This window comes from Ancylobacter defluvii (assembly GCF_018390605.1).
Lineage (GTDB): Bacteria > Pseudomonadota > Alphaproteobacteria > Rhizobiales > Xanthobacteraceae > Ancylobacter > Ancylobacter defluvii.
The window spans coordinates 85,379-109,882 of sequence record NZ_JAHBGD010000011.1 but is presented as its reverse complement, the minus strand read 5'-3'; the positions used below and the strand labels follow the sequence as shown (position 1 = coordinate 109,882).

The window sequence follows — 24,504 nt, the reverse complement described above, 5'->3', positions numbered from 1 at the left end:
TCTATGAATCAGCGATTACCTCGGATGGGAATCCTGAATGTCGATCCGCTCTAGGGGTCGGCTCTGCCGCAGCACTACAGCACGGCGATGCCGACGTGCTGCGACGCATGTAATCGCCGGCATCCATGGTCGGCAAACAGCCACAGCCTGTTCCTCGATGACTCTCCTCCACCCAGCGAGTGCCGGCTCGCCATGGAAGAAGGGAATGGCATCGCCGCGCTGGAGCCATTCGCGTCCTGCGTAGAACTGCGTCACGAAGAGCGCCAGAACCCTGCCCATTTCCGGGCGTGCTGTCCGCGAGTAGCGGTCGGGATCGGTGCGCTAGGCGGAAACATCGGCGGTCACGATGACGAAAAGCGAATCATCCGTCACGTGCACAGCATGGCGGGAGAGACGAGGCGATCGATCTCCGCCTCGCTGATCTCGTGGCTGGGATCGAAATGGCGGAAGGAGCGGCGGGTTTCGATAGCGGTGGCGACGTCCAAGATGACCTCTGATGTTGGCGCGAGTGGCCGCACCGGACGGCGAAGTGGAGTCCGGATGAGACGGGGTCTGACGGCGGTATTGCTGCAAGGATTACGCGGGAAACCCGCTGAACTTGTGCAGCATCTTGTCGACCATGCCTTCCGGCATGTAGCGGCGCAGGGTGCGAACTTGGCGCGATTGCTTGCCGGCCGAATAGCGCAGCTTCGGCTTCCTCGCCGTCGCCGCCTCGACGACGGTGTCGGCGACGACTTCGGGTGCATCGCCTTGTTCCACCCATTTGCGCATGAGGCCCTCGCTGCGCGAGCGATCCGTCTCGTAGACCGCCATGGGCTGGTCGGCCCGCGTCAGGTTCTCTTCAAAGGCCGTGCGGGTGACGCCTGGCTCGACCAGGACCACGCGTATGCCGAACTTGCGCACCTCATGATCCAGGGACTCTGAGTAGCCCTCGATGGCGTGCTTGGTCGATGCGTAGAAGGCGTTGAAGGGCGAGGGAATCAGGCCGAGAATCGAGCTCATGTTGATGATCCGGCCGCCCTTCTGGGCCCTCATGAGGGGCAGGACCGCGTTGACGACGCGCGCGACGCCGAAGACGTTCACGTCGAACAGGCGCCGCACCTGCGCAATCGAGGATTCTTCGGCGCCCCCGAGCAGACCGACCCCGGCATTGTTGACGACGAGGTCAATGCGACCCGCCTGCTTTATGATCGTGGCAACGAGATCCGTCACCGACACCTCATCGGTCACGTCGCAAACCAGCATCGTAATCCCTGGGCGGTCGACAACCGGCTTACGGCTCGTGCCGAACACCTGGTAGCCAGCCTTTGCCAATGATTGGGCCGTCACAAGACCGATACCCGACGATGCGCCCGTCACAAGCGCGATGGCTTTGTTCGTCTTGCTCATTTGTCCGTTCTTTCGTCATCGGACTGGATCGCCGACGACGAAAGCGATACTATCAAAACAGTATTAAGTCACTATCGAAAAGATATGAACGAGAAAAATATCTCTCTCCTCAGATGTCCGGTCGCCCGTGGCCTGGAATCCGTTGGCGATACCTGGAGCATCCTGATTCTGCGGGATGCGTTTGCGGGGCTCACCCGGTTTGACCAGTTCCGGAAGAATCTCGGGATCGCCCCGACAATGCTGACAAAACGGCTTGCCGCATTGACAGATGACGGATTGCTGGAGAAGCGCCTCTACTCCGAGCGACCGCCGCGCGAAGAGTATGTGCTGACGGAGGCCGGGCAAGACTTTCTGCCGGTCCTCATGATGATTGGCGCGTGGGCTCAGCGGAACTGCGGTGAAAACCTCGCCCGCTATATCGACGATGAGACGGGGGTCGAAATTCAGCCGATCGGCGTCGATGCGATGACGGGAGCCAAGCTCGGGAGCCGGCCGATGCGGATGAGTCTGACCAATACCGGAAATTGATTATTAGATAGAGATAGTTACGGCCCGTCGATGCGATGGGCGCGACTTCGATAAGTGTCTTCTGATGATTATCAACTGACGTTTATTGACATTCGTCATTCATAATGGCATGTTGATGCCGCTGTGGATGGCCCGGGCGGAGCGTGAGCGAAGCCCCAACGCCCAACGCCAATGTTCCGCAGCGCCCCCATTCAGCCTCTCAACACCCGAGGGCGTCATGCGCGGACGGTCACCGCTTTCCAATTTCCTCAATGCCGTCATTGTCGTCGGGCTTGCGGGGGCGCTCGCCGGCTGCGGTCCGGCCGACAGCTCGCAGCACGAACCCGACAAGGCGAGGCCCGTGCTTGCGCGCCCGGTCGCCTTCGAGCCGCGCGTCGGCGAGCGCAGCCTCGTCGGGATCATCCAGGCCCGCGTCGAAAGCGACCTCAGTTTCCGCGTCCAGGGCAAGGTGGCCAGGCGCCTCGTCAATGTGGGGGACGTGGTCCATCAGGGCGACGCGCTCGCCACCCTCGACGAGGTCGATCTCGGGCTGCAGGTCGAGCAGGCGGAGGCCGAGCGCGGTGCCGCTGTCGCCGCACGCGCGCAGGCGGAGGCCGAGTTCCACCGCGCGGAAAGACTGTCCAAGGACGGCTGGACGACGGCTTCCACGCTCGACATCCGGCGCGCCGCCCTCGAAGAAGCGAAGGGCCGCCTGGCCCGCGCCGAGCGTGCGTTGGACCTGGCGAAGAACGCGTCCTCCTACGCGGTGCTGCGCGCCGACGCAGAGGGCGTGATCACCGCGACCGCGGTCGAGCCGGGGCAGGTGGTGCAGCCGGGATTCGCCGCCATTCGCCTCGCCCGAACCGCCGAGAAGGAGGCGGTGGTCGCCATCCCGGAGGCGTCCGTCGAGCGTGCGCGGACCGCAAAAGCCGTCGTCACGCTGTGGTCGAACGCGAATGCACGCTACGAGGCAACCTTGCGCGAACTGTCGCCGGCCGCCGACGCCGCGACGCGGACCTATCTCGCGAAGTTCCCGGTCACGGCCGCCGGTCCCGAGGTACAGCTCGGCATGACGGCGACGGTGACCCTGACCGATCCGGACGCGGAACGCGTCGTCCGTCTGCCGTTTACGGCGCTTGTCGATCAGGGCAAAGGCCCTTTCGTCTGGACCGTCGACGCGGACGGCAAGCTTGCCGCCAGGCCGATCACGGTCGCGGCCTATGAGGCAAAGGACGTGCTGGTGTCCGCGGGCCTCACCGAGGGTGACCGGGTCGTGCTGGTCGGTGCCCAGAAGCTCGACGCCGGACTGCCCGTCCGGGCGGTCGACCAGTTCTCGTTCTGAGCGGAGCCGCAACGTCCATGGGCCGTTTCAACCTATCGCGCTGGGCGGTCGAGCACCGCCCCCTCGTCCTGTTCATGATCATCGCCATCGCCATCGCCGGGGCGGTGTCGTTCCAGCGGCTCGGACGGTCCGAGGACCCGAACTTCACCGTCAAGGTCGCGGTGCTGACCGCCGTGTGGCCGGGCGCGACGGCGCGCGAGATGCAGGACCAGGTCGCTGACCTCATCGAGAAGAAGCTCCAGGAGCTTCCGCATTTCGACCGGGTGCAGACCTATGTGAAGCCGTCCTTCACCGCGATGCAGATCACCTTCCGCGACGACACGCTGCCCGCCGAGGTGCCCGGCCTGTTCTACCAGATCCGCAAGAAGATGGACGACGTCCGCCCCTCGCTGCCCGCCGGGGTGATCGGTCCCAGCGTCAATGACGAGTATGGCGACGTGGATTCGATCCTCACCATGCTGACGGGCGACGGGGTGGACTATGCCCAGCTCAAGAAGGTCGCCGACGCGCTGCGCCAGCGGCTGCTGAAGGTGCCGGGCGTTGCCAAGGTGAACATCTATGGCGTGCAGCAGGAGCGCATCTTCGTCGAGTTCAGCCATGCCAAGCTGGCGACCCTCGGCGTGACGCCGCAGGCGATTTTCGATTCGCTCTCCCGCCAGAACGACGTGACGCCCGCCGGCACGGTCGAAACCGATGCGCGGCGCATCCCGTTGCGCGTCACCGGCGCCCTCGACGGCGTGAAGGCGGTGGCCGAGACCCCGGTGGAATCGGGAGGGCGCACCTTCCGGCTGGGCGATATCGCCACCGTGACGCGCGGCTTCATTGATCCGCCGGACTTCCTCGTCCGCCAGCGCGGCCAGCCGGCTCTCGGCGTCGGCGTGGTAATGGCTCGTGGCGCCAACATCCTGAAATTCGGCGAGGATGTCCTTGCTGAGACCCGCGCCTTCCAGGCGGACGTGCCGCAGGGCGTCTCCTTCGAGCAGATCGCCGACCAGCCCGAGATTGTCGAGGAATCGATCTGGGAGTTCGAGCGCTCCTTCGTCGAGGCGCTGGCGATCGTGCTCGGCGTCTCGTTCCTGTCGCTCGGCTGGCGCACCGGCATCGTGGTGGCGCTCTCGGTGCCGCTGGTGCTCTCGGCGACCTTCGTCGTCATGTACACGCTCGGCATGGACCTGCACCGCATCACTCTCGGCGCACTGATCATCGCGCTCGGGCTGCTGGTCGACGATGCCATCATCGCGGTGGAGATGATGGTCGTGAAGATGGAGCAGGGCTACGACCGCATGGAGGCTGCGGCCTTCGCCTGGACGTCGACCGCCTTCCCGATGCTCACCGGTACCGCGGTCACGGTCGCCGGCTTTCTTCCCGTGGGCTTCGCGAAGTCCGCCGCGGGAGAATATGCCGGCGGCATCTTCTGGGTGGTCGGCATTGCGCTTGCCGCCTCATGGATCGTCGCCGTGGTGTTCACACCCTATCTCGGGGTGATGCTGCTGCCTTCGTCGCTGGCAAAGGCCGGCGCGCACGGCGATCACGACGCCATCTACCAGACCCGCCTCTATCGCGGCCTGCGCGCGGCGATCCGCACCTGCGTGCGTTGGCGCATCACCACCGTGGCGATCACCGTCGCCCTCTTCTTCAGCTCCGTCGTCGGCTTCGGTCTGGTCCAGCAGCAGTTCTTCCCGCTCTCCGAGCGCAAGGAGCTTTTCCTCCAGCTTCGCCTTCCCGAAGGATCCTCGATCGGCGCCACGACGCGCATCGTCACTGAAGCGGAAAAGCTGATCGGACAGAGCGATCCCGATATCCAGACCTTCACCGCCTATGTCGGGCAGGGCTCGCCGCGCTTCTGGCTGGGCCTTAACCCGACCCTGCCCAATGAGGCCTTCGCCGAGATCGTGATCCTGACCCGGTCCATCGACGGGCGCGAGCGGGTGAAGACCCGGCTTGAGACCGCGATCGGCGCCGGTGCGCTGGCCCAGGCCCGCGCCCGCGTCGACCGCTTCTCCTTCGGGCCGCCGGTCGGCTTCCCGGTGCAGTTCCGCGTCATCGGACCGGATCCGATGAAGGTGCGTGAGATCGCCTACCGGGTCCGCGACGCGCTGCGAACCAACCCCAACACGATCGATCCGCATCTCGACTGGAACGAGATGTCGCCTTCGGTGAGGCTGGTGGTCGACCAGGAGCGCGCCCGCGCGCTCGGGCTGAATGTGCAGGATGTCGCGCAGACCTTGCAAACCCTGGTCTCGGGCCTCACCGTCACCACCGTCCGCGACGGTATCGAGCAGGTCGGCGTGGTGGCCCGTGCGGTGGAGAGCGAGCGGCTCGACCTCGGCCATGTCGGCGACCTGACCATCGTCGCCCGCAACGGCGTCGCCGTACCGCTGTCGCAGGTCGCGCGGCTCGACTATGTCCAGGAGGATCCGATCCTGTGGCGGCGCAACCGCGATACTGTCATTACCGTGCGGGCCGACGTCGCCGATGGTGTCCAGCCTCCGGACGTGACGGCGCGGACTCTGCCGCTGCTGCAGCCGATCAAGGACAGCCTGGAGCCCGGCTACCGCATCGAGACCGGCGGCGCGGTCGAAGAGTCGGAGAAGGCGAACGCCGCGCTTTTCGTGATTTTCCCGATCATGTTCCTGGCGATGCTGACGCTGCTGATGCTGCAGCTGCAGAGCTTCTCGCGGCTCGCGCTGGTGTTCATGACGGCCCCACTCGGCCTGATCGGCACCGCGGCGGGCCTGCTCATCGCACAGAAGCCGTTCGGCTTCGTCGCGCTGCTCGGGGTGATCGCGCTGGCCGGAATGATCATGCGCAACACGCTGATCCTAGTGGACCAGATCGAGAGCGATGTCGCGTCCGGCTCGCACACGCGCGGCGAGGCCATCGTCGAGGCCACCGTCCGCCGGGCGCGGCCGGTGGTGCTGACGGCGCTGGCCGCGATCCTCGCGATGATCCCGCTTTCGTCCAGCGCCTTCTGGAGCCCGATGGCGGTCACGATCATGGGCGGCCTGTTCGTCGCCACCTTCCTGACCATCCTGTTCCTGCCGGCGCTCTATGCCCTGTGGTTCCGCAACTCGCTCGACGCGCGCGGTGTTCCGCCAGAGCCGGCGCGGGCGGGTGCCCAGGCGAGTGCGCGTCCGGTTCTGGCGGCCGAAGGGCATCGCTAGGCCCATATACCCTTTCGGTGGGACATGTCCTTCGGTAGGACATGTCCCCTGCGACCGTTTCGGAGTAGCCTGAATGGAACGTTCCCCCGGTGCCCCGTCCCGAATGACCGCCCAGACCCAGACCGCCAATCGACGTCAGGACGGCTCGGAAGGCCAGCGCGAGATCATTGCGGTCGCCCAGAAGCTGTTCACCACGATCGGCTACCGTAAGACCACGGTGGCCGATATCGCGGCTGAGCTCGGCATGAGTCCCGCAAACGTCTATCGCTTCTTCGACAGCAAAAAGTCGATCAATGAGGCGGTGGCAGAGCTGCTGCTCGACGGGATCGTGGCAGAGCTGGGCGCGATTGCGACGTCGCCGGCGCCGCCGTCGACAAGATTGGCCGACTTCATGCGGGAACTCGCGCGGCTCAGCGATGAGCGCTTCATGACCAATAGCCGCGTGAACGACATGGTAGAGGATGCCATGACGGAGAGCTGGAGCGTCTGCGTGCGCTACGCCGAAAATGTCCAGTCGATGATCGCGCGAATTGTCGAAGACGGCCAGGTGTCGGGCGATTTCAACATCGACGATTCCTTGGTGTTTGCGGCGTGTGTGAAGGCCACGATGACCTGCTTCATGCACCCCACCATGATGGCGCTAAGCACCGGCCTCGGCAGGCCCGACATCGAGCAGGTGATCGCCTTCACGCTACGCGGCCTTGGTTACCAGCCCGCCGACTGAACCGAGCGCCCACAGCGCACCAACGGCTGCCATTCGCGGAGGGCGGAAGGCTATCGGACTGAGGGTGCGCTTCAGCATCGAGGCGCACCCGGGCAACCAAGCTCCCGCCGGCTGGCCGGGAGGCGGGACGGCATCGTCGACAAGGGGAAAGACGTTGCCATGGCATGAACCGACGCGCCATCGATCGGCATGCCATCACACAGCAACAACGCCGCTGGCGCCGCGGTTCGTGCCGGACTCTCCGAGGCGGCGAGGCGGGTTTCGCCTCGGGGCTGGAATATAAGGGCGGAAATCTGGCTCCCCAGGCGCCAAAAGGGCGAGAAGCCGCCGATGCGCAATCGCGCCTCCATGACGCGGACCGGACGCCGCCGCGCGCCGAAAATCCTCCGGCACGCCCGGCGACGACATGCGGAGCATCGAGGCGTTCCCGGCTAGACCTGCACGGAAAATTCTCGTCCCATCACCTGGTTTCGGCCGGCCGACTTGGCGAGGTAGAGCTGCTCATCCGCCGCCCGCACCCACGCCTCCGGCGCCCCGCCGGCAACGCAGGCAGCCGTCGCCACGCCGACGCTGACCGTCACGAAGGCCGCCGCATCTGAAGCCCTGTGCGGGATATCGAGCAGTTGCACGCGCTGATGGATCTGCCGGGCCACCTCCATGGCCTCGGCATGAGAGCATTCCGGCAGCACGCAGGCGAACTCCTCGCCGCCATAGCGGACGGCGACATCCGCCGTACGCTGCATCGCCCGCTTGAGCGCCGATGCCACCATGGAAAGGCAGCGGTCGCCGGCGGTATGGCCGTACGCATCGTTGTAGCGCTTGAAAAAATCGATATCGACGATGATGAGCGACAGCAGCGACTCGTTCATGGCCAGCCGCACCGCCGACTGGTCGAGCACCCGTTCCAGCCGTCGCCGATTGCCGAGGCCGGTCAGCGCGTCGGTCACCGCCATCTCGGCCAGCTGGTCGCGCATGCGCTTCATGTCGAGGTGGTTGCGCACGCGCGCCCGTACCGCGACAGGGCTGATCGGCTTGGTGATGTAATCGATCGCACCAAGCGTCAGCCCCCGCACTTCCGCGTCGCGGTCGCCAAGCGCCGTGGTGAAGATGATCGGCACGTCGCCGACCAGCGGATCGGCCTTGAGCGTGCTGCACACGACATAGCCGTCCGTGCCTGGCATCAGCACGTCGAGCAGGATCAGATCGGGCATGTTGGTGCGCGCGATATCCACGGCCTCCTCGCCGGAGGTCGCGAAATAGATTTCGTAGTCGTCTTCCAGCGCGGCCGAGAGAATCTCGATGTTGGATACTTCATCGTCGACGATCAGCACCGATTGGCGCTCGTTCAAGATTGCGTCTCCTCGGTCTCGGTCGGTTCGCTGAGCTGGTGAACAACGACCAGCGCAGCCGTGAAATCCAGGCGTGTCAGAGCCGCCTTCAGCGGATCGAGCGCGGCGTCCGGCCCGATGATCCGCTCCAGCTGCTCGAAGGTCCGGCGAGCGCCCAGATTGCGGCGCTCCAGCTGGGTGACGAGCGTGGCGACCAGCTCGCGCGCCATCGGGGTCAGCTCCGGTCCCTTCGGTACGTTCGCGCCCTCGGGGATCGCCTGCACCTCGGCGGTCGGCCTCAAGGATCTGGCGGCCGAAAGGGCGGGCAGCATGGCACGATCGAGGTGCGACAGCCGCACCCCGAAACCGTCGGTCTCGCGATGTGCCAGCGCGTCTTCCAGCTGGCGCGCCGCCTCGGTGACGTGCCGCAGTTCCAGCGAACCGGCGACGCCCTTGAGCGAATGCGCCAAACGGCGGGCCTCGTCGAGTTGGCCGGCGGCGATCTGCTCGCTCAGCTCTACCACCGCATCGGAATACTTCTCGCCGAAGCCGGAGATAAGCTTCGTGAGCAGGGGACGCTTGCCGTTCACTCGCACCAGCGCGGCCGCGATGTCGAAGGGCGGCAAGGTCTCGGGTAGCTCGGCCCATGGCGGCGGGCTCGGCGCGACGGCCGTCTCGGCCGCGGTGACAGCAGGCGGCGTGCGGCCCACCGGGCGCTCGCCGATCCAGCGGTCGAGGGTCGCGATCAGCCGTTGCGGATCGACGGGCTTGGCGATGTGATCGTCCATGCCGGCCTCGATGCAGGCCAGCCGCTCGCGTTCATAGGCGTGGGCGGTCATGGCGATGATGGGCAGCTGGGCCGCGGAAATCGTCCGGCGGATGCGCCGCGTGGCTTCCAGGCCGTCCATTTCCGGCATCTGCACGTCCATCAGCACCGCCTGGTAGTGCCGCCCGGATTCCAGCACCATCTCGCAGGCGACGCGGCCGTTGCCGGCCAGTTCGACCAGCAGCCCGGCATCGGTCAGCAGTTCGAAGGCGACCTCGCTGTTGATCTCGTTGTCCTCGACCAGAAGCACCCGCGCGCCACGCACGGCGGCGGACACCATAGGCACCGCGTCCGGCGCGACGGCGGCGGTTGCTTCTGTGGTGCCGCTCTTGGCCCGGAACAGATCGACGATGGTGTCGAGCAGCATGCCCGCATCGATCGGCTTGACCAGGAAGGCGGCGATGCCGACATCCTGCGCCGCCGCCATCGCGTCCTCGCGCGCATAGGCGCTGACCATCAGCGCCACCGGTGGCCGCGAAAGCTTCGGGCTGTGCTCGAGCTCGCGCACCAGATCAACGCCGTTCATGGAAGGCATCTTCCAGTCGACCAGCAGCAGATCGTAGGGCGTGCCCTGCGCGGCGGCCGCCTCGAGCGTCGCCAGCGCCTCCGGGGCCGAGGCCGCAAGCTCGACATGCAGCGACCAGCTCGCAAAGATGGCGCTCAGGATCTCGCGCGCGCCCGAATTGTCGTCGACGATCAGCACGCGCAGGCCGCGCATGTGCGCCGGCAGGGCAAGGGCCTTGGCCCGCTGGACTGCCGAGCCCTCCTCCAGGCGCAGCGTCACGGTGAACACGCTGCCAAGCCCCTGCGCGCTCTGCACCCCGATCGTGCCCCCCATCAGCTCCACCAGCTGCTTGGTGATGGCGAGGCCGAGCCCGGTGCCGCCGAACTTGCGCGTGGTCGAGCTGTCGGCCTGGGCGAAGGAGCGGAACAGGTTGGCCTGCTGCTCGGCATCCATGCCGACGCCGGTATCGCGCACCGCAATCTCCAGCACCACGTCGGAAGGCGTGGCGTCGGGCAGGCGCCGCACCGAGATCCGCACCTCGCCGCGCTCGGTGAACTTCACCGCGTTGCCGACCAGGTTGAGCATGACCTGGTTGAGGCGCAGCGCATCGCCCATCACCATGTCCGGCACGTTGGCCGCGATGGAGACGCGCACATCGATTCCCTTCTCGGTCGCCTTCAGCATGGTGATGCCGACCGCAGTCTCCACTTCCTCGCGGAGGTCGAAGCAGGATTTTTCCAGCATCAGCTTGCCGGCCTCGATCTTCGAGAAGTCGAGGATGTCGTTGATCAACGCCAGCAGCGCGGTGCTGGCCTGCCGGATCTTGGTGAGGTATTCGAGCTGCTTGGGCGGCAACTCGCCGCGCAGCGCCAGATGGGTGAAGCCGAGGATGGCGTTCATCGGCGTGCGGATCTCGTGGCTCATATTGGCCAGGAACAGGCCCTTGGCGGCATTGGCGGCCTGCGCCTCGCGGGTGCGTTCCTCGACCTTCTGCTCCAGCGTCTCGTTGCTGAGCATGATCTCCTGGCTCATGGCGTGCACGCGATCGAAGCCTCCAACCAGCATCTCGCTGATCCACACCAGGATCGCGGTCTGGAAGGCGACGATGCCGGCATGCAGCCAGACGCGGGAGAGGTCCTGCCCGGCCGGGAACACTGCGGCCGGGAACACGAAATTGAGCGTGAGATGGTGCACCGCCACAGCCGTCGCCGCCATCAGGATGCTGCGCCAGTCGCACCAGCCGATCATCAGCGCCAGCGAGGCGAAGAAATACATGTGCAGGTCCATCTGCCACCCGTGCCCCGCCAGCAGGAACACGAAAAGCGACGGCATGCCCATCAACGCGACCGCCGACACATAGCGCGTGACGGGCTCCACCCCATAGACCAGCCAGGAGATCGTGTAGGCGCCGGCCAGCGCCGCGACGATCAGCGCCGGCACCGTCATGTCGCGCCCCACCGCATAGGCGATCACCATGGCGACCGGCAGATGCAGCCACAGCAATGCGAGCAGCAGATAGCCAAAGCGAACCCGCAAATGCTCGATCTCGGTCATAACCTGATCCCGTAAGAACCTTGCGTGGCACGGGCTTCGCCCCTACCGGCCGCAGATAAAATAACTTGCAACAACAACGGCCTAACGGCCGACGCATCCCTTCAAAGAACCGGCATCGAGCGTCAGCCACGCCCCCTCGCGATGCAAGGCATCGAGAAAAGCCTGCCGCGCCGCACCATCTTCGACCACGGCGACCACCATATTGCCGAAACGCCCCATGTCGACGATCCGCCCGCCGGCGCGGCCGACGAGTTCCAGAGTCTGCGCCGGCCCATACCAGGGCGGCGCCACCACCGCGACATGCTCAGAGCCCGCTCCCGCCGCCAGCATGGTCGTGCCGATGGCCAGGGTGCTGAGCAGCAGAAGCAGCACCGCGGGCAGCAGCGCGCCAAGGCCGCCAAGGGCACGAACGCCCGGACGCGTCCGCAAAGGGAGCACGCCATGCCGCATCACCATCGGCGCACTGCGCATGAGACCTTGAACTTTCCTCTGGCGGAGCTGCAGCGCCCCTGCCCAATTCCACATCGCCCGCTGGGCGGAAGTTACCGGTAAACCACCGCCGCCGCCACCGGGCTCCGATGGCGGCCGAACATCAACAAATATGTCAGTTCGTGCATCTGCAGACCCACCCCGCAGGCCGAACATTCTCTACCGTGCCGCCTCAGCGCGGCATCATCCCCTCGACGATCAGCCGGATCGCCTCGCGCAGATAGTTGCGGCGGTCGGTCTCGCGCGGCCAGTCCGGCAGGCCCGGCTGCTTCAGCGGCACGGCGCCGAAAATCAGGTCCATCAGCATCCGCGCGGTATATTCGGGGTTGGCTAGGCGGATGCGGCCGCGCTCGGCCTGGCGGGCCAGCCACGCGGTAAGCTCGGCGCGCGACGGATCGGCACCGTGGATGCGCACCACATTGCCAAGCTCGGGGAATTGCCGGATCTCCGCTAGCACGAAGCCGACCAGGGCCATGCGCTCCTGGTTTTCCGCGTCGCCGATATCGACCCGGAAGATAGCGGCGATCGCATCGATCAGCGACAGCTGGTCGTAGTCGCCCGGCAGCGCCAGCATGGTGAAGCGGTGCTCCTCGACGATCGCCGCGAACAGGTCGATCTTAGCGGGAAACAACCGATACAGCGTGCGCTTGGAAATCCGGCAGGCGGCGGCAATTTCGTCCATGGTGGTACGACCATAGCCGCCGGCCAGGAACAGGGCGCGCGCCTGGGTGACGATCGCGGCGGCCTGCTCGTCGTCGGAGCGTGCCTTGGGCCGTCCCCGCCCGCGCTTCTGCGGGAGCCGATCCTCCTCCAACATTTCGCCTCCGACGTCTGCAACGGACCGATTTACGCACATCGCGGCCCAGCCGCATCGATCCGTCACGGTTTGACATATGGCAAGTTCGTCAATTATAGAAACGCATAAGTTTTGTAAATATGGATCGACTATTGCCGCTCCCCTTCTCCCTTTGGTCGAGGATCCGCTGATCGAAAGCCGCGCCGACATCGCCAGCGCCGAGTTCACCCGCGCCACGGCGTGGTCCGGCGATTGCAGCGGCGGGACCGATTCCTCTAAGCCGGAGCAGGAAGCCGGAGGTGGTAGACAGCCATACCGGTCACTATCCCGCCCCCTGTCGCGCCTTCCCAGCCAGCCGTACGCCATGATCCGCTTCCCGCGCCCACGCCTTGACACCCGCATGGAGAGCGACCGGTGAACACTCCCGCCCGTCTCATCGGCACGCTGGCGCTACTGGCCCTGGTCGCCGCCGGTGGCGCCTATTTCTGGCAGCAGCGCGCCGCCGCCACCACCCCGGCGCTGATCACCGCGCCGGTGACGCGCGGCGACATCGAGGAAACCGTGCTCGCCACCGGCACGCTGAAGCCGGTGAAGCTGGTCGCGGTCGGCGCCCAGGTCTCCGGCCGCATCACCGCGGTGAATGTGAAGCTCGGCGAGGCCGTGCGCGCCGGCGACCTGCTCGCCGAGATCGATTCAGTCACCCAGCAGAACGACCTGCGCACCGCCGAGGCGGCGCTCGCCAATGTCACCGCCCAGCGCGCGGAGAAGCAGGCGACGCTGCGGCTGAACGAGACCACGCTCGCCCGCCAGAAGCGCATGGTCGACCTGAACGCGGTGTCGCGCGCCGATTTCGACACCGCGCAAGCGGATGTCGACGTCACCCGCGCGCAGATCGACGCCTTGTCGGCGCAGATCGTGGAGGCGCAGGTCGCCGTCGACACCGCCCGCGCCAATCTCGGCTATACCCGCATCACCGCGCCGATCGAGGGAACGGTGCTCTCCCTCGTCAGCCAGCAGGGGCAGACGGTGAATGCCGCCCAGTCGGCCCCGACCATCGTCATCCTCGGCCAGCTCGACACCATGACGGTGCGCACCGAGATCTCCGAGGCCGATATCGTGCGGGTGAGGCCGGGCCAGCCGCTCTATTTCACCGTGCTCGGCGAGCCGGACCGGCGCTACGACTCAACGCTTGCCTTCATCGAGCCGGCACCGGAATCGATCCGCAGCGATTCCAGCTTCTCCTCCTCGACCACGTCCAGCACCAGCAGCAGCTCCTCTTCCTCCTCGTCGGAGGCGATCTACTATAATGGCGTGTTCGATGTCCCCAATCCGGACGGACGCCTGCGCACCTACATGACCGCCGAAGTACGCATCGTGCTCGGCAGCGCCAAGGACGCCCTCGCCATCCCTGCCGCGGCGCTCGGCGCGCGCGACGGCGAGGGGCGCTATCAGGTGCGCGTCGCCAATGCCGCCGGCGGCGTCTCCACCCGCAGCGTCGAGATCGGCCTCAACAACAAGATCGCCGCACAGGTGCTGTCCGGCCTCGAGGAGGGCGAGCGCGTCGTCATCGACGAGGCGACCGGCCAGACGGCGTCCGCGTCGTCGCGCCCGCCCGGCCCGATGGGGCTGTGAGCGATGGGGCAGTGACCATGGGCGAGCCGCTCATCGAGATCCGCAACCTGCGCCGCGAATTCCCGTCCGGCGAGCGCAGCATCACGGTGCTGAAGGATGTCGACCTCACCATCGAGGCCGGCGATATGGTGGCGATCGTCGGCGCCTCCGGCTCCGGCAAATCGACGCTGATGAACATTCTCGGCTGTCTCGACCGCGCCAGCTCCGGCAGCTATCGCGTCGCCGGCCGCGATGTCGCCGAGCTCGGCGCCGACGAGCTGGCGGCGCTGCGCCGCGAGCATTTCGGCTTCATCTTCCAGCGCTACCACCTGCTGGCCGAGCTGACCGCGCTGGGCAATGTCGAGATCCCCGCCGTCTATGCCGGCCAGACGCCGGCGGCCCGCCGCACCCGCGCCGCCGCGCTACTCGGCCGGCTCGGCATGGGCGAGCGCACCGGCCACCGGCCCGGCCAGCTCTCCGGCGGCCAGCAGCAGCGCGTCTCCATCGCCCGCGCGCTGATGAACGGCGCCAACGTCATCCTCGCCGACGAGCCGACCGGCGCGCTCGACAAGCACAGCGGCGAGGAAGTGCTGCGCATCCTTGCCGAGCTCAATGCCGAAGGGCGCACCATCATCATCGTCACCCACGACATGCAGGTGGCGAACCGCACCGGCCGCATCATCGAGATCAGCGACGGCGAAATCCTGTCCGACCGCCGCATCACCCCGGCGCCGGCCGCGCCGGCTGCGGAGGCCGCGGAGGCCGCCGCCTCCCCCGCGCAAGGCCGCCTCGGCGCCTTCGCCGACCGGTTCCGCGAAGCCTTCCACATGGCGCTGCTGTCGATGCGGGCGCACGGGCTGCGCACCTTCCTCACCATGCTCGGCATCATCATCGGCATCGCCTCGGTGGTCAGCGTGGTGGCGCTCGGGCAGGGCTCGCAGCAGCGCGTGCTCGCCAATATCGCCAGCCTCGGCACCAACACGCTGGAAATCTTCGCCGGCCGGGATTTCGGCGACACCCGCTCCGGCCGGGTGACCACGCTGGTGGTGGGCGATGCCGACGCTTTGGCCGGCCAGCCCTATGTGGCGGCGGTGACGCCGACGGTCTCCACCTCGTCGACGGTGCGCTACGGCTCCAAGGAGGCCAATGCGCTGGTGAACGGCGTCGGCGACCAGTATTTCAAGGCCAAGGGCACCCGCCTCGCCGCGGGGCGCCTGTTCGACGCCACCAGCGTGCATGCCCTGGCGCAGGACGTCGTCATCGACGAGAACACCCGCAAGACGCTGTTCGGCGACATCGCCGGCAGCCCGATCGGCGAGGTGGTGTTCATCGGCAAGGTGCCGGCGCGGGTGATCGGCGTCACCCAGCCGCAACAGGGCGGCTTCGGCTCCAGCCAGAACCTGTCGCTCTATTTGCCCTACACCACCGTGCAGGCCCGGCTGCTCGGCTCGACCTCGCTGCGCTCGATCACCGTGCGGGTGGCCGACGACGTGCCGACCGACCTCGCCGAGCAGGCGGTCACCCGGCTGCTCCTCCAGCGCCACGGCACCAAGGACTTCTTCATCCTCAACACCGACGACATCCGCAAGACCATCACCGCCACCACCCAGACGCTGGCCTTGCTGATCGCCGCCATCGCGGTGATCTCGCTGGTGGTCGGCGGCATCGGGGTGATGAACATCATGCTGGTGTCGGTGTCGGAGCGGGTCGGCGAGATCGGGGTGCGCATGGCGGTGGGGGCGCGGCGCGCCGACATCCTGCAGCAGTTCCTCATCGAGGCGGTGCTGGTGTGCCTCATCGGCGGGGTGCTCGGCATCGCCGCCGCACTCGGGCTCGGCGCCCTGGCCGGCGCCCTCGGCGCCGGTTTCAGCTTCGTCTACTCGACCGCCTCCATCGTCGCGGCGGTGCTGTGCTCCAGCCTGATCGGCATCGCCTTCGGCTTCCTGCCGGCGCGAAACGCCTCGCGGCTCGATCCGGTGGCGGCGCTGGCACGCGACTGACGCGCCACCGGCCTTCCGCGGAGGAAGAATGGAACATCCCGCGATTCCAGGACTTTAGCGGATAGGTGAGCCCTCCTCGGCGACCCGGCGGCCGGTCCATACCCGACTATATGCGATATTGCGCTGCACTTATTTTTCGCTGCATAGCAAAAAATGGACAGCCTCTGCCGGCGTGGGCGCCGGCCAAATGCTCGGAGTACGCCAAATCATGAGCACCGTTGACATCGCCGGCCTTCACATCGACGCCGACCTCTACGCCTTCGTCAACGACGAGGCCATTCCCGGCACCGGCATCGACCCCGCCGCCTTCTGGCAGGGTTTCGCCGAGATCGTCGGCGAGTTCGCCCCCCGCAACGGCACGCTGCTGGCCAAGCGCGACGCGCTGCAGACGGTGATCGACGACTGGCACCGCACCCATAAGGGGCGCAGCATCGATCCGGCTGAGTACGAGACCTTCCTCAGCGACATCGGCTATCTGCTCCCCGAGCCGGACGCGGTCGCGGTGGCGACGCAGAATGTCGACGACGAGCTCGCCCGCATTCCCGGCCCGCAGCTGGTGGTGCCGATCACCAATGCCCGCTATGCGCTGAACGCCGCCAATGCGCGCTGGAACAGCCTCTATGACGCGCTCTACGGCACCGACGCGTTGCCGGAGGAGGGCGGCGCCACCCGCGGCGGCGGCTTCAACCCGGTGCGCGCCGCGCTGGTGGTCGCCAAGGTCCGCGCGTTCCTCGACGAGACCTTCCCGCTGACCGTCGGCTCGCATCTCGACGCCACCGCCTATGCCGTCGCCGACGGCGCGCTCCAGGTGACGCTGGCCTCCGGCGCCATCGCCGGCCTCGCCGATACCGCGCAGTTCGCCGGCCATGCCGGGGACGCCGCGACGCCCGCCGCGGTGCTGCTGGTCAATCACGGCCTGCACGTCGAATTGAAGATCGACCGCGCCACCCGCATCGGCGCCACCGATGCCGCCGGCATCGCCGACGTCATCGTCGAAGCGGCGGTCACCACCATCATCGATTGCGAGGACAGCGTCGCCGCGGTGGATGCCGCCGACAAGATCCTCGTCTACCGCAACTGGCTCGGCCTGATGAAGGGCACGCTCAGCGCCCATTTCGACAAGGGCGGCGCGACGGTGGAACGCCATCTGGCGCAGGACCGCGCCTACACTGCGCCGGATGGCGGCACCAAGGTGCTGCATGGGCGCAGCCTGCTGCTGGTGCGCAATGTCGGCCACCATATGATGACCGACGCGGTGCGCGGCGCCGATGGCGACGAGATCCCGGAGGCGATTCTCGACGCGGCGGTGACCTCGCTCATCGCGCTGCACGATCTCAAGGGCACCGGCCCGCTGCACAACAGCCGCACCGGCTCGGTCTACATCGTCAAGCCGAAGATGCACGGGCCCGAGGAGGTCGGCTTCGCGGTGGAGCTGTTCGCCCGCGTCGAGGCGCTGCTCGGCATGGCGCCGACGACGCTGAAGATCGGCATCATGGACGAGGAGCGCCGCACCAGCGCCAATCTCGCCGCCGCCATCCATGAGGCGCGCGAGCGCGTCGTCTTCATCAATACCGGCTTCCTCGACCGCACCGGCGACGAGATCCACACCTCGATCGAGGCGGGCCCGATGGTCCGCAAAAACGAGATGAAGGCGCAGGTCTGGATCAAGGCCTATGAGGACAACAATGTCGATGTCGGGCTCAAAGCCCATCTCGACGGCAAGGGCCAGATCGGCAAGGGCATGTGGGCGATGCCGGACCGCATGGCCGACATGCTGGTGCAGAAGATCGTGCATCCGCTGGCCGGCGCCAACACCGCTTGGGTGCCTTCCCCGACCGCGGCGACGCTACACGCCCTGCACTATCACAAGGTCGACGTCTTCGCCCGGCAGGCGGAACTGCGCCACCGCAAGCCGGCCGCACGCCGCGACCTGCTCACCGTGCCGGTGGTCGATCGCGGCAACTGGGAGCCCGCCGCGGTGCAGGAGGAGCTCGACAACAACATCCAGGGCATCCTCGGCTATGTGGTGCGCTGGATCGACCAGGGGGTCGGCTGCTCCAAGGTGCCGGACATCCACGATGTCGGGCTGATGGAAGACCGCGCCACGCTGCGCATCTCCTCGCAGCACGTCGCCAACTGGCTGCTGCACCGGGTGGTGACGCGCGAGCAGGTCGAGGAGACCCTCAAGCGCATGGCCAAGGTGGTCGACGGCCAGAATGAAGGCGACCCGGCCTATGTGCCGATGGCCCCGTCCTATGATGGCTTCGCCTTCCGCGCCGCGCGCGACCTGATCCTCGAGGGCCGCACTCAGCCGAACGGCTATACGGAGTTCATTCTCCACCGCCGCCGCCGCGAGGCCAAAGCCGCCTGAGCCTACCGCCTCGGCGCAACGCGGTGCCGCCCGCCACCGATCCTCCCCGGCCCCTCGCGCCGATGCCCGGGGGAGGTTGCTTGCATTCCCAATGGACAGGCGAAGCATCGCGGTCGATAGTGGCCTGCCGCACCGAAACGACTGCCTCGAAGCGGCCGCTGAATTCGGGGCCCAGCCCGCGGCACTCCGCCGGGGCGGTCGACCGGCTGAAGCGCTTGACGTGGCGGTCCATTGCCCGGCCAAGGCTCCATGAACCTCCTGCGTCGCGTCGTTCTCGCTCTCCCGTTTCTGCTCCTGCCGGCGGCGCCCATCGCCGCCCAGACCCCGGCACCCGCCCCGCTCAGCCAGCAGCAATTCGACCAGTTGGTGGATTCGCTCAGCACGGCGGTGGTGGAACGGTTGAAGACCGGTGCCGCGGCGCCGGTCGCCAGCCCGCCGGCGGGAACCGCCGCCGCCGGGAAGCCGGAGGCGCCGGCCTCGGAACCGGCGCCGGCTCCGGCTCCGATGATGAGCATGACCCATGAGGAGCCGATGAGCGAAAAGTTCATCGAGGTCCTCGACCGCAGCGACGATGTGCTGGCGGAATTCCCGGCGCTGATCGAGCAGGCCGGCCGCATTCCCCACATACTCAGCGCCGATTTGAACCATGGCCGCGAGCCCGGCCGCTTCCTGCTGCTCTTGGCCGCCTGTGTCGCCGTGGCGCTCGGCACCGAGGGCCTGCTGCGCCTCGCTTTGCGCCCGGCGCGGCGCCATCTCGCCAACCGGGTGACCGGCGCCGCCTCGATGTGGGCTCTCGCGGCGCTGGTCAGCCTCGATGTGGTGATCCTTGCCGGCCTGTGGCTGGCGACGCATGCGATGATCGTCGGCTTCTTCGAGGATGGCGTGCCGCAGGCGCATTTCGGCTTCCTGGTGCTGACCAGCGTGTTCTACTGGCGGCTCTATCTGTTGGTGTTCCGCATCGCCCTGCGGCCGAACCTGCCGCAGGCACGGCTCGCCGAGATCGACGACGCCGGGGCGCTGAAGATCTATCGCTGGACCTCGGCGGTGATCCTGGTGGCGATCCTGCTCTCCGATATCCGCCGCATTCTCGACGGCATCCAGTCGCCGCCGCTGGTGATCGCCTGCGCCACGCTCATCAACTCACTGGTGCTCACCGGCCTGATCATTGGCGCGTCGGTCGCGATCCGCGAGCCGGTGGCGAAGTGGTTCCATGGCCTCAGCCAGGGCGGCAAGCCGGGGCCGTTGGTTGCCAGCGTCGCGCGGTTCTGGCTGGTCATCGCCATACCGTTCTTCCTCGTACTCGGCATGGCCCGCGTCTATGGTGCCCTCACCACCGCCAATGGCGTGCATGAGGCAATCATGATGACGCTGAACGTGCTGATCGGGCTTCTGGTGGTGGAATCCTTCATGGACAAGGTCTGCCGCCTGATGCGCCTCGACATGGACGTCAGTCATTCCCGGCGCGAGCGGGCGATCGAGGCGCTGATGCGCTGCGTGCGGGTCGCCATCCTGCTCGGCGCGCTGTCGCTGCTGTTCCGCATCTGGGCGGTGCATGGCGTCGGCATGATGGATATGAGCGGCTACAATGCGCTGGCGGCGGCAGCACTGCCGGCGGGTGCCATCCTGCTCGGCGCCTATTGCGCCTGGCAGGCGGTGGAATACTTCACCAAGCTCTACGCCGCCCCGGTCGCCAGCGGCCTTCCTGGCCACCAGGATACCGAGGACCCCGCCGCGGCCCCGACCACCGCCTCGCGCATGAGCACGCTGATGCCGTTGCTGCGGGTCACCATGCTGCTCGCCATTGTCGTCATGGCGGCGCTGACCGTGCTGTCGCAGCTCGGCATCAACATCACACCGCTGATCGCCGGCGCCTCCATTGTCGGCCTCGCCATCTCCTTCGGCAGCCAGACGCTGGTGAAGGACATCGTCTCCGGCGTGTTCTACCTCGTCGACGATGCCTTCCGGGTCGGCGAATATATCGACTGCGGCAAGGCCAAGGGCACGGTGGAGGGCTTCACCCTGCGCTCGCTGAAGCTGCGCCACCAGAACGGCATGGTGCACACCATCCCCTTCGGCCAGCTCGGCCAGATCACCAATTTCAGCCGCGACTGGTCGACGCTGAAGTTCAACCTGCGCTTCACCCGCGACACCGATATCGAGAAGCTGCGCAAGACGGTGAAGAAGATCGGCATCGAGCTGCAGGACGACCCCGAATACAAGGACGATTTCCTGATGCCGCTGAAGATGCAGGGCGTGGCCGATATCGCCGACAACGCCCTGGTGGTGCGGTTCAAGTTCACCGTGAAGCCGACCCGGCCCACGGTGATCCAGCGCGAGGCGGTCAAGCGGATGATCCGCACCCTGCCGCAGCAGGGCATCGAGTTCGCCAACAACACCGTCTCGGTGCAGTCCATGACGACCGGCGATCCGGCCGGTGCCGCCGCGGCCAGCCGCAAGGCCGCCAACGATCTCGCCGAGAAGGTGGCGGCGGAAGCCGCGGCGAGCTGAACGCCAGGCCGCGGTCGCCGCGCCGCGACGGCCTCGCCGCCCGACAATCGGGCAGCCCAAACCCCTTTCCGATCAGGTGAAATCGCCTGATCGTCAGGGAAGCGCTTTCGATAGAACAAGCTGAAGCTTGTCCCCGTCGCGAAGGCCTTTCGGCTTTCGTGGCGGGAACGGGCTCTAGCCGGAAAACTCGGTCTCGTGGCGCAGTGCGTCCTCCGCCTCGGGATTGAGCGCATGCGCCTCGCGCTCGGGCGGCACCAGCGGCTCGGGCTCGGCGGCCATGCGGCCGGGGCCGTAATCGATGCCGCCCTCCATCTGCCGCTGCAGCCGCTGGCGGTCGAGCTCGCGCACCTCGGCGATGATGTGGCGGGCCGCTTCGACCGCCACGCCATTGGCCCTCAGCGTCGCATTGCCGAAGGCCAGCGCGGATTCGAAGGTCTCGCGGATTTCATAGTCGACCCCCTTCGCCTTGAGGGCGAGGCTGTGGGTTCGATCATAGGCGCGCACATGCAGTTGCACGTGCGGGACGTTCATCTTGAGGATTTCGACGATGCGATCTGCCGTCTCGCGATGGTCGACGCACACCGCCACCACCCGCACCCGCTCGGCCCCCGCCGCGCGCAGCACGTCGAGCCGGGTGCCGTCGCCGTAATAGATGCGGAAGCCGAAGCGGCCGGCGCTCTGGATCATCTCAACATCGTTGTCGATGATCGTCACCTCCATGCCCTGGGTCAGCAGGCATTGCGAGACGATCTGGCCGAAGCGGCCGAAGCCGACCACCAGCACCGAACCATGCGCGTCAGAGAAATCGTCCGGCTTCGGCACCGTGATGTCGCGGCGCTCCAGCTTGCGGGCGATGCGCTCGCCGATCAGCGCCACCGGCGGGCCCAGCATCATGGTCATCGCCGCGCAGGCGGAGAGCAGATCCGCCTGCTGGGCGGTGATCAGGCCGAGCCCGAGGGCGAGCGGGAACAGCACGAAGGAGAACTCGCCCGCCGAGGTGAGCACCGAGGCGGCCCGTACCGAATCCGCCTCCGAGCCCTCCGACAGATGGAACACCGCCCAGACCGATACCGCCTTCACCAAGGTGACCAGCAGCGTCCCCAGGATCAGCAGCGGCGCATTGGCGAGCACAACGTCGAGATTCATCGACATGCCGATGCTCATGAAGAACAGCGCGATCAGCAGCCCGCGAAACGCGTCGACATTAGCCTCCAGCTCATGGCGGAAGCTGGATTCCGACAGCATCACCCCGGCGAGGAAGGCGCCCATCGCCATCGACATGCCGACAGAGGCCATCAGCGCGCCGGCGCCGAGCACCACCAGCAGCGCCGCCGCGGTCATCACCTCGCGGGCATGGCTGCGGGCGAGGATCTGGAACAGCGGCGTCAGCAGATAGCGGCCGACCCCGATCACCACCGCCACCGCCGCCAGCACGATGCCGACATCGCGCAGCGAATCGAGGATGGATTGCCCTTCATGGGTGCCCGGCACCATCAGCGGCATGAAGGCGATCAGCGGCACCACTGCCATGTCCTGGAACAGCAGCACCGCGAAGGCCCGCTGGCCGTAGGGCTGCGCGAGCCCGTTCTTCTCCTCCAGCAGCTGCAGGGCGATGGAGGTGGCCGACAAGGCGAGCGCCAGCCCGGCGATGGCGCCGGCGCGCCAGTCGAAATCCTTGCCGGCATAGTGCGCCAGCACGGCGATCGAGCCGCCGGTGAAGATCAGCTGCGCGGCGCCGATGCCGAAGATCGCCCGGCGCAGCGCCAGCAGCCGCGACAGTTTCAGCTCGAGCCCGATGACGAACAGCAGCAGCACCACGCCGATCTCGGCCACGGTGATGATGCGCTCGGGGTCGCGGATCGCCCCGAGGCCAGAGGGGCCGATGGCAATGCCGGCGACCAGATAGCCGACGATGGGCGAGAGGCCGAGCCGCCGGGCGAGGGGAACCGCCACCACTAGCGCCAACAGGAACACCAGCGCCGAGATCAGCAGCCCATACCCGTCGCCGTGCATTCCCACTCACTCCGTTCCGCGACCAGCCCGTTGCCACCGGTCCGGCGCCCCCGTATTCCGATGCCCCCCGGCCATGGCGGAACAATGGTCGCGACGCGGCCGAATGGCGCCGTAGCCATGGGATCACCTTTCGCGACCGGACAGAAGGCGTCTAGCCGAATCGCCCTGCAAAACGCCAACAAAACGCCCGCATGGACGATCCATGCGGGCGTGGCGACGTGACAAAAGGGAAGCTGGCGAGACCCGCTCAGTGATGCGCGGGCAGCGACTCGGAAGGGCGGGCCACCGGGATATCGGTGCGCTTCACCGGCGGCAGCGTCTTGAGCGATTCGACGACCAGCGGCTTCAGGCCGTCGCCGCCGGCGGCGATGTGGTCTTCGATCTTGGCGCGCATGCGCGGTTCCCAGAAGTCCTTGATATGCTTGGCGATGCCGACCACCGCCTTGTCGTGCTTCTGGGACTCGAAGAAGGCGCCGATCTGGTTCGCCATGTAGATCAGCCGCGGCAGGCTGTCATGCGAATCATGCGACATGGGGAACGGTCTCCGTGTTGGATCCGCCGGTCGCGATGCGCTGCGGATGGGTAAAGACTTCAAATCCGTCGTCCCGCGCGATCGCCGCGAGGGTGATGCCCGCCGCCTCGGCCGTGCGCACCGCCAGCGCCGTCGGCGCCGAGACCGCCACCAGCACCGAGGCCCCGAGCATCGCGGTCTTCTGGATCATCTCGATCGACACCCGGCTGGTCAGCAGCACGATGCCGCGCGACGCCGGGTTTTCCGTCGCCATCCGCGGCTGCCGCACCAGATGGCCGACCAGCTTGTCGAGCGCGTTGTGACGCCCGACATCCTCGCGCACCGCGACCAGCCCGGCCTCCGGCTCCCAGAACGCCGCGGCATGCACGGCGCGGGTGGCATGGTTGAGCAGCTGTGCCGGCGGCAATGCAGCGATGGCGCGGGAAATGTCGGCCGGCGCGAAGACCCGGCCCGCGCCGACAGCCCGCGCCGGCTTCACCGCCAGTTCGAGACTTTCCACCCCGCACAGCCCGCAGCCGGTCGGCCCGGCGATCTGCCGACGCCGCGCCACCATCTGCCCGGCCCGCTCGGCATTGATCCACAGCCGCACCTCAACCCCCTCGTCAAATTCGAGAAGCTCGAGGTCCTCGACATCGGCAAGGCGGTCGATCACGCCCTCGGTCAGGCTGAAGCCGATGCCGAAATCTTCCAGATCGGCCGGCGTCGCCATCATCACGGCATAGGTGGAGCCGTTATGGACAATGGCAACCGGCGTCTCCTCGGGAATGGCGCGCTCGCCCGCCTGCGCGCCTTTCGGCGTGCAGGCGAGACGGGGAACGCGGACAACCGGCGGGATCATCGCGCTA

Annotated in this window: 16 protein-coding genes; 8 read left to right on the top strand and 8 right to left on the bottom strand. The window is 67.1% G+C overall.

What is annotated here, in order from left to right; translation table 11 throughout:
• Positions 1 to 576: 576 nt before the first annotated feature.
• The gene (locus tag KHC24_RS07890; RefSeq protein WP_213361913.1) at positions 577 to 1,389 is read right to left on the bottom strand and encodes an oxidoreductase; all 813 of its coding nucleotides are present in this window, start codon (positions 1,387 to 1,389) and stop codon (positions 577 to 579) included.
• An 84-nt stretch (positions 1,390 to 1,473) separates the two neighbouring features.
• Here KHC24_RS07890 and KHC24_RS07885 point away from each other — a divergent pair, with 84 nt between their 5' ends.
• The 4 genes from KHC24_RS07885 (at position 1,474) to KHC24_RS07870 (ending at position 7,126) form a co-directional block, all read left to right on the top strand.
• A complete protein-coding gene (locus KHC24_RS07885; RefSeq protein ID WP_213361912.1) occupies positions 1,474 to 1,917 on the top strand; it encodes a winged helix-turn-helix transcriptional regulator in 444 nt (147 codons plus the stop codon).
• 217 nt (positions 1,918 to 2,134) lie between these two features.
• Positions 2,135 to 3,238 carry an efflux RND transporter periplasmic adaptor subunit gene (locus tag KHC24_RS07880; protein WP_213361910.1) on the top strand — a complete coding sequence of 368 codons (1,104 nt, stop codon included), beginning with the start codon at positions 2,135 to 2,137 and terminating at the stop codon, positions 3,236 to 3,238.
• A gap of 17 nt (positions 3,239 to 3,255) precedes the next feature.
• Positions 3,256 to 6,402 (top strand): efflux RND transporter permease subunit, encoded by a 3,147-nt coding sequence (locus tag KHC24_RS07875; protein WP_213361908.1) that lies wholly within the window; start codon positions 3,256 to 3,258, stop codon positions 6,400 to 6,402.
• Positions 6,403 to 6,505: 103 nt separating this feature from the next.
• The gene (locus KHC24_RS07870) at positions 6,506 to 7,126 is read left to right on the top strand and encodes a TetR/AcrR family transcriptional regulator (RefSeq protein WP_213361907.1); all 621 of its coding nucleotides are present in this window, start codon (positions 6,506 to 6,508) and stop codon (positions 7,124 to 7,126) included.
• A gap of 431 nt (positions 7,127 to 7,557) precedes the next feature.
• Here the strand turns inward: KHC24_RS07870 and KHC24_RS07865 are convergent, their stop codons facing one another.
• The 4 genes from KHC24_RS07865 to KHC24_RS07850 all read right to left on the bottom strand — a co-directional run bounded on the left by KHC24_RS07865 (position 7,558) and on the right by KHC24_RS07850 (position 12,645).
• A complete protein-coding gene (locus tag KHC24_RS07865; protein WP_213361905.1) occupies positions 7,558 to 8,475 on the bottom strand; it encodes a diguanylate cyclase in 918 nt (305 codons plus the stop codon).
• On the bottom strand, positions 8,472 to 11,339 hold the full coding sequence (locus KHC24_RS07860) for a hybrid sensor histidine kinase/response regulator (protein ID WP_213361903.1): 2,868 nt from the start codon (positions 11,337 to 11,339) through the stop codon (positions 8,472 to 8,474). The genes KHC24_RS07865 and KHC24_RS07860 overlap by 4 nt, the downstream gene beginning before the upstream one ends.
• An 81-nt stretch (positions 11,340 to 11,420) precedes the next feature.
• Entirely contained in the window at positions 11,421 to 11,810 is a 390-nt protein-coding gene (locus tag KHC24_RS07855; RefSeq protein WP_213361899.1) for a hypothetical protein, read from the bottom strand.
• A gap of 190 nt (positions 11,811 to 12,000) precedes the next feature.
• Complete coding sequence (locus tag KHC24_RS07850) at positions 12,001 to 12,645, bottom strand: TetR/AcrR family transcriptional regulator (protein WP_213361895.1); 645 nt, start codon at positions 12,643 to 12,645, stop codon at positions 12,001 to 12,003.
• 423 nt (positions 12,646 to 13,068) lie between these two features.
• On the opposite strand from KHC24_RS07850, the gene KHC24_RS07845 reads away from it, so the two are divergent.
• The 4 genes from KHC24_RS07845 (at position 13,069) to KHC24_RS07830 (ending at position 21,114) form a co-directional block, all read left to right on the top strand.
• Positions 13,069 to 14,256: an efflux RND transporter periplasmic adaptor subunit gene (locus tag KHC24_RS07845; protein ID WP_476726954.1), complete on the top strand. Its 1,188-nt coding sequence runs from the start codon at positions 13,069 to 13,071 to the stop codon at positions 14,254 to 14,256.
• Positions 14,257 to 14,273: 17 nt separating this feature from the next.
• Positions 14,274 to 16,235 carry a MacB family efflux pump subunit gene (locus tag KHC24_RS07840; RefSeq protein ID WP_213361933.1) on the top strand — a complete coding sequence of 654 codons (1,962 nt, stop codon included), beginning with the start codon at positions 14,274 to 14,276 and terminating at the stop codon, positions 16,233 to 16,235.
• Between the two features lie 208 nt (positions 16,236 to 16,443).
• Positions 16,444 to 18,606 (top strand): malate synthase G, encoded by a 2,163-nt coding sequence (locus tag KHC24_RS07835; protein WP_213361893.1) that lies wholly within the window; start codon positions 16,444 to 16,446, stop codon positions 18,604 to 18,606.
• A gap of 249 nt (positions 18,607 to 18,855) precedes the next feature.
• A complete protein-coding gene (locus KHC24_RS07830) occupies positions 18,856 to 21,114 on the top strand; it encodes a mechanosensitive ion channel family protein (protein ID WP_213361892.1) in 2,259 nt (752 codons plus the stop codon).
• Between the two features lie 174 nt (positions 21,115 to 21,288).
• Here the strand turns inward: KHC24_RS07830 and KHC24_RS07825 are convergent, their stop codons facing one another.
• From KHC24_RS07825 to fdhD, 3 genes are all read right to left on the bottom strand, one after another.
• The gene (locus KHC24_RS07825; RefSeq protein ID WP_213361890.1) at positions 21,289 to 23,127 is read right to left on the bottom strand and encodes a monovalent cation:proton antiporter-2 (CPA2) family protein; all 1,839 of its coding nucleotides are present in this window, start codon (positions 23,125 to 23,127) and stop codon (positions 21,289 to 21,291) included.
• Positions 23,128 to 23,374: 247 nt separating this feature from the next.
• Positions 23,375 to 23,659 carry a formate dehydrogenase subunit delta gene (locus tag KHC24_RS07820; protein ID WP_213361888.1) on the bottom strand — a complete coding sequence of 95 codons (285 nt, stop codon included), beginning with the start codon at positions 23,657 to 23,659 and terminating at the stop codon, positions 23,375 to 23,377.
• A complete protein-coding gene (gene fdhD, locus KHC24_RS07815; protein ID WP_213361886.1) occupies positions 23,649 to 24,497 on the bottom strand; it encodes a formate dehydrogenase accessory sulfurtransferase FdhD in 849 nt (282 codons plus the stop codon). The genes KHC24_RS07820 and fdhD overlap by 11 nt, the downstream gene beginning before the upstream one ends.
• Between the last annotated feature and the right edge of the window lie 7 nt (positions 24,498 to 24,504).

Bases quoted from the DNA above. Each gene is read 5' to 3' on its own strand.
- KHC24_RS07820 (WP_213361888.1), bottom strand. From the start codon at position 23,659: ATGTCGCATGATTCGCATGACAGCCTGCCGCGGCTGATCTACATGGCG.
- KHC24_RS07850 (WP_213361895.1), bottom strand. From the start codon at position 12,645: ATGTTGGAGGAGGATCGGCTCCCGCAGAAGCGCGGGCGGGGACGGCCC.
- KHC24_RS07890 (WP_213361913.1), bottom strand. From the start codon at position 1,389: ATGAGCAAGACGAACAAAGCCATCGCGCTTGTGACGGGCGCATCGTCG.
- KHC24_RS07830 (WP_213361892.1), top strand. From the start codon at position 18,856: ATGAACCTCCTGCGTCGCGTCGTTCTCGCTCTCCCGTTTCTGCTCCTG.
- KHC24_RS07885 (WP_213361912.1), top strand. From the start codon at position 1,474: ATGAACGAGAAAAATATCTCTCTCCTCAGATGTCCGGTCGCCCGTGGC.
- KHC24_RS07880 (WP_213361910.1), top strand. From the start codon at position 2,135: ATGCGCGGACGGTCACCGCTTTCCAATTTCCTCAATGCCGTCATTGTC.
- KHC24_RS07855 (WP_213361899.1), bottom strand. From the start codon at position 11,810: ATGCGCAGTGCGCCGATGGTGATGCGGCATGGCGTGCTCCCTTTGCGG.
- KHC24_RS07870 (WP_213361907.1), top strand. From the start codon at position 6,506: ATGACCGCCCAGACCCAGACCGCCAATCGACGTCAGGACGGCTCGGAA.
- KHC24_RS07875 (WP_213361908.1), top strand. From the start codon at position 3,256: ATGGGCCGTTTCAACCTATCGCGCTGGGCGGTCGAGCACCGCCCCCTC.
- fdhD (WP_213361886.1), bottom strand. From the start codon at position 24,497: ATGATCCCGCCGGTTGTCCGCGTTCCCCGTCTCGCCTGCACGCCGAAA.
- KHC24_RS07840 (WP_213361933.1), top strand. From the start codon at position 14,274: ATGGGCGAGCCGCTCATCGAGATCCGCAACCTGCGCCGCGAATTCCCG.
- KHC24_RS07835 (WP_213361893.1), top strand. From the start codon at position 16,444: ATGAGCACCGTTGACATCGCCGGCCTTCACATCGACGCCGACCTCTAC.
- KHC24_RS07825 (WP_213361890.1), bottom strand. From the start codon at position 23,127: ATGCACGGCGACGGGTATGGGCTGCTGATCTCGGCGCTGGTGTTCCTG.
- KHC24_RS07860 (WP_213361903.1), bottom strand. From the start codon at position 11,339: ATGACCGAGATCGAGCATTTGCGGGTTCGCTTTGGCTATCTGCTGCTC.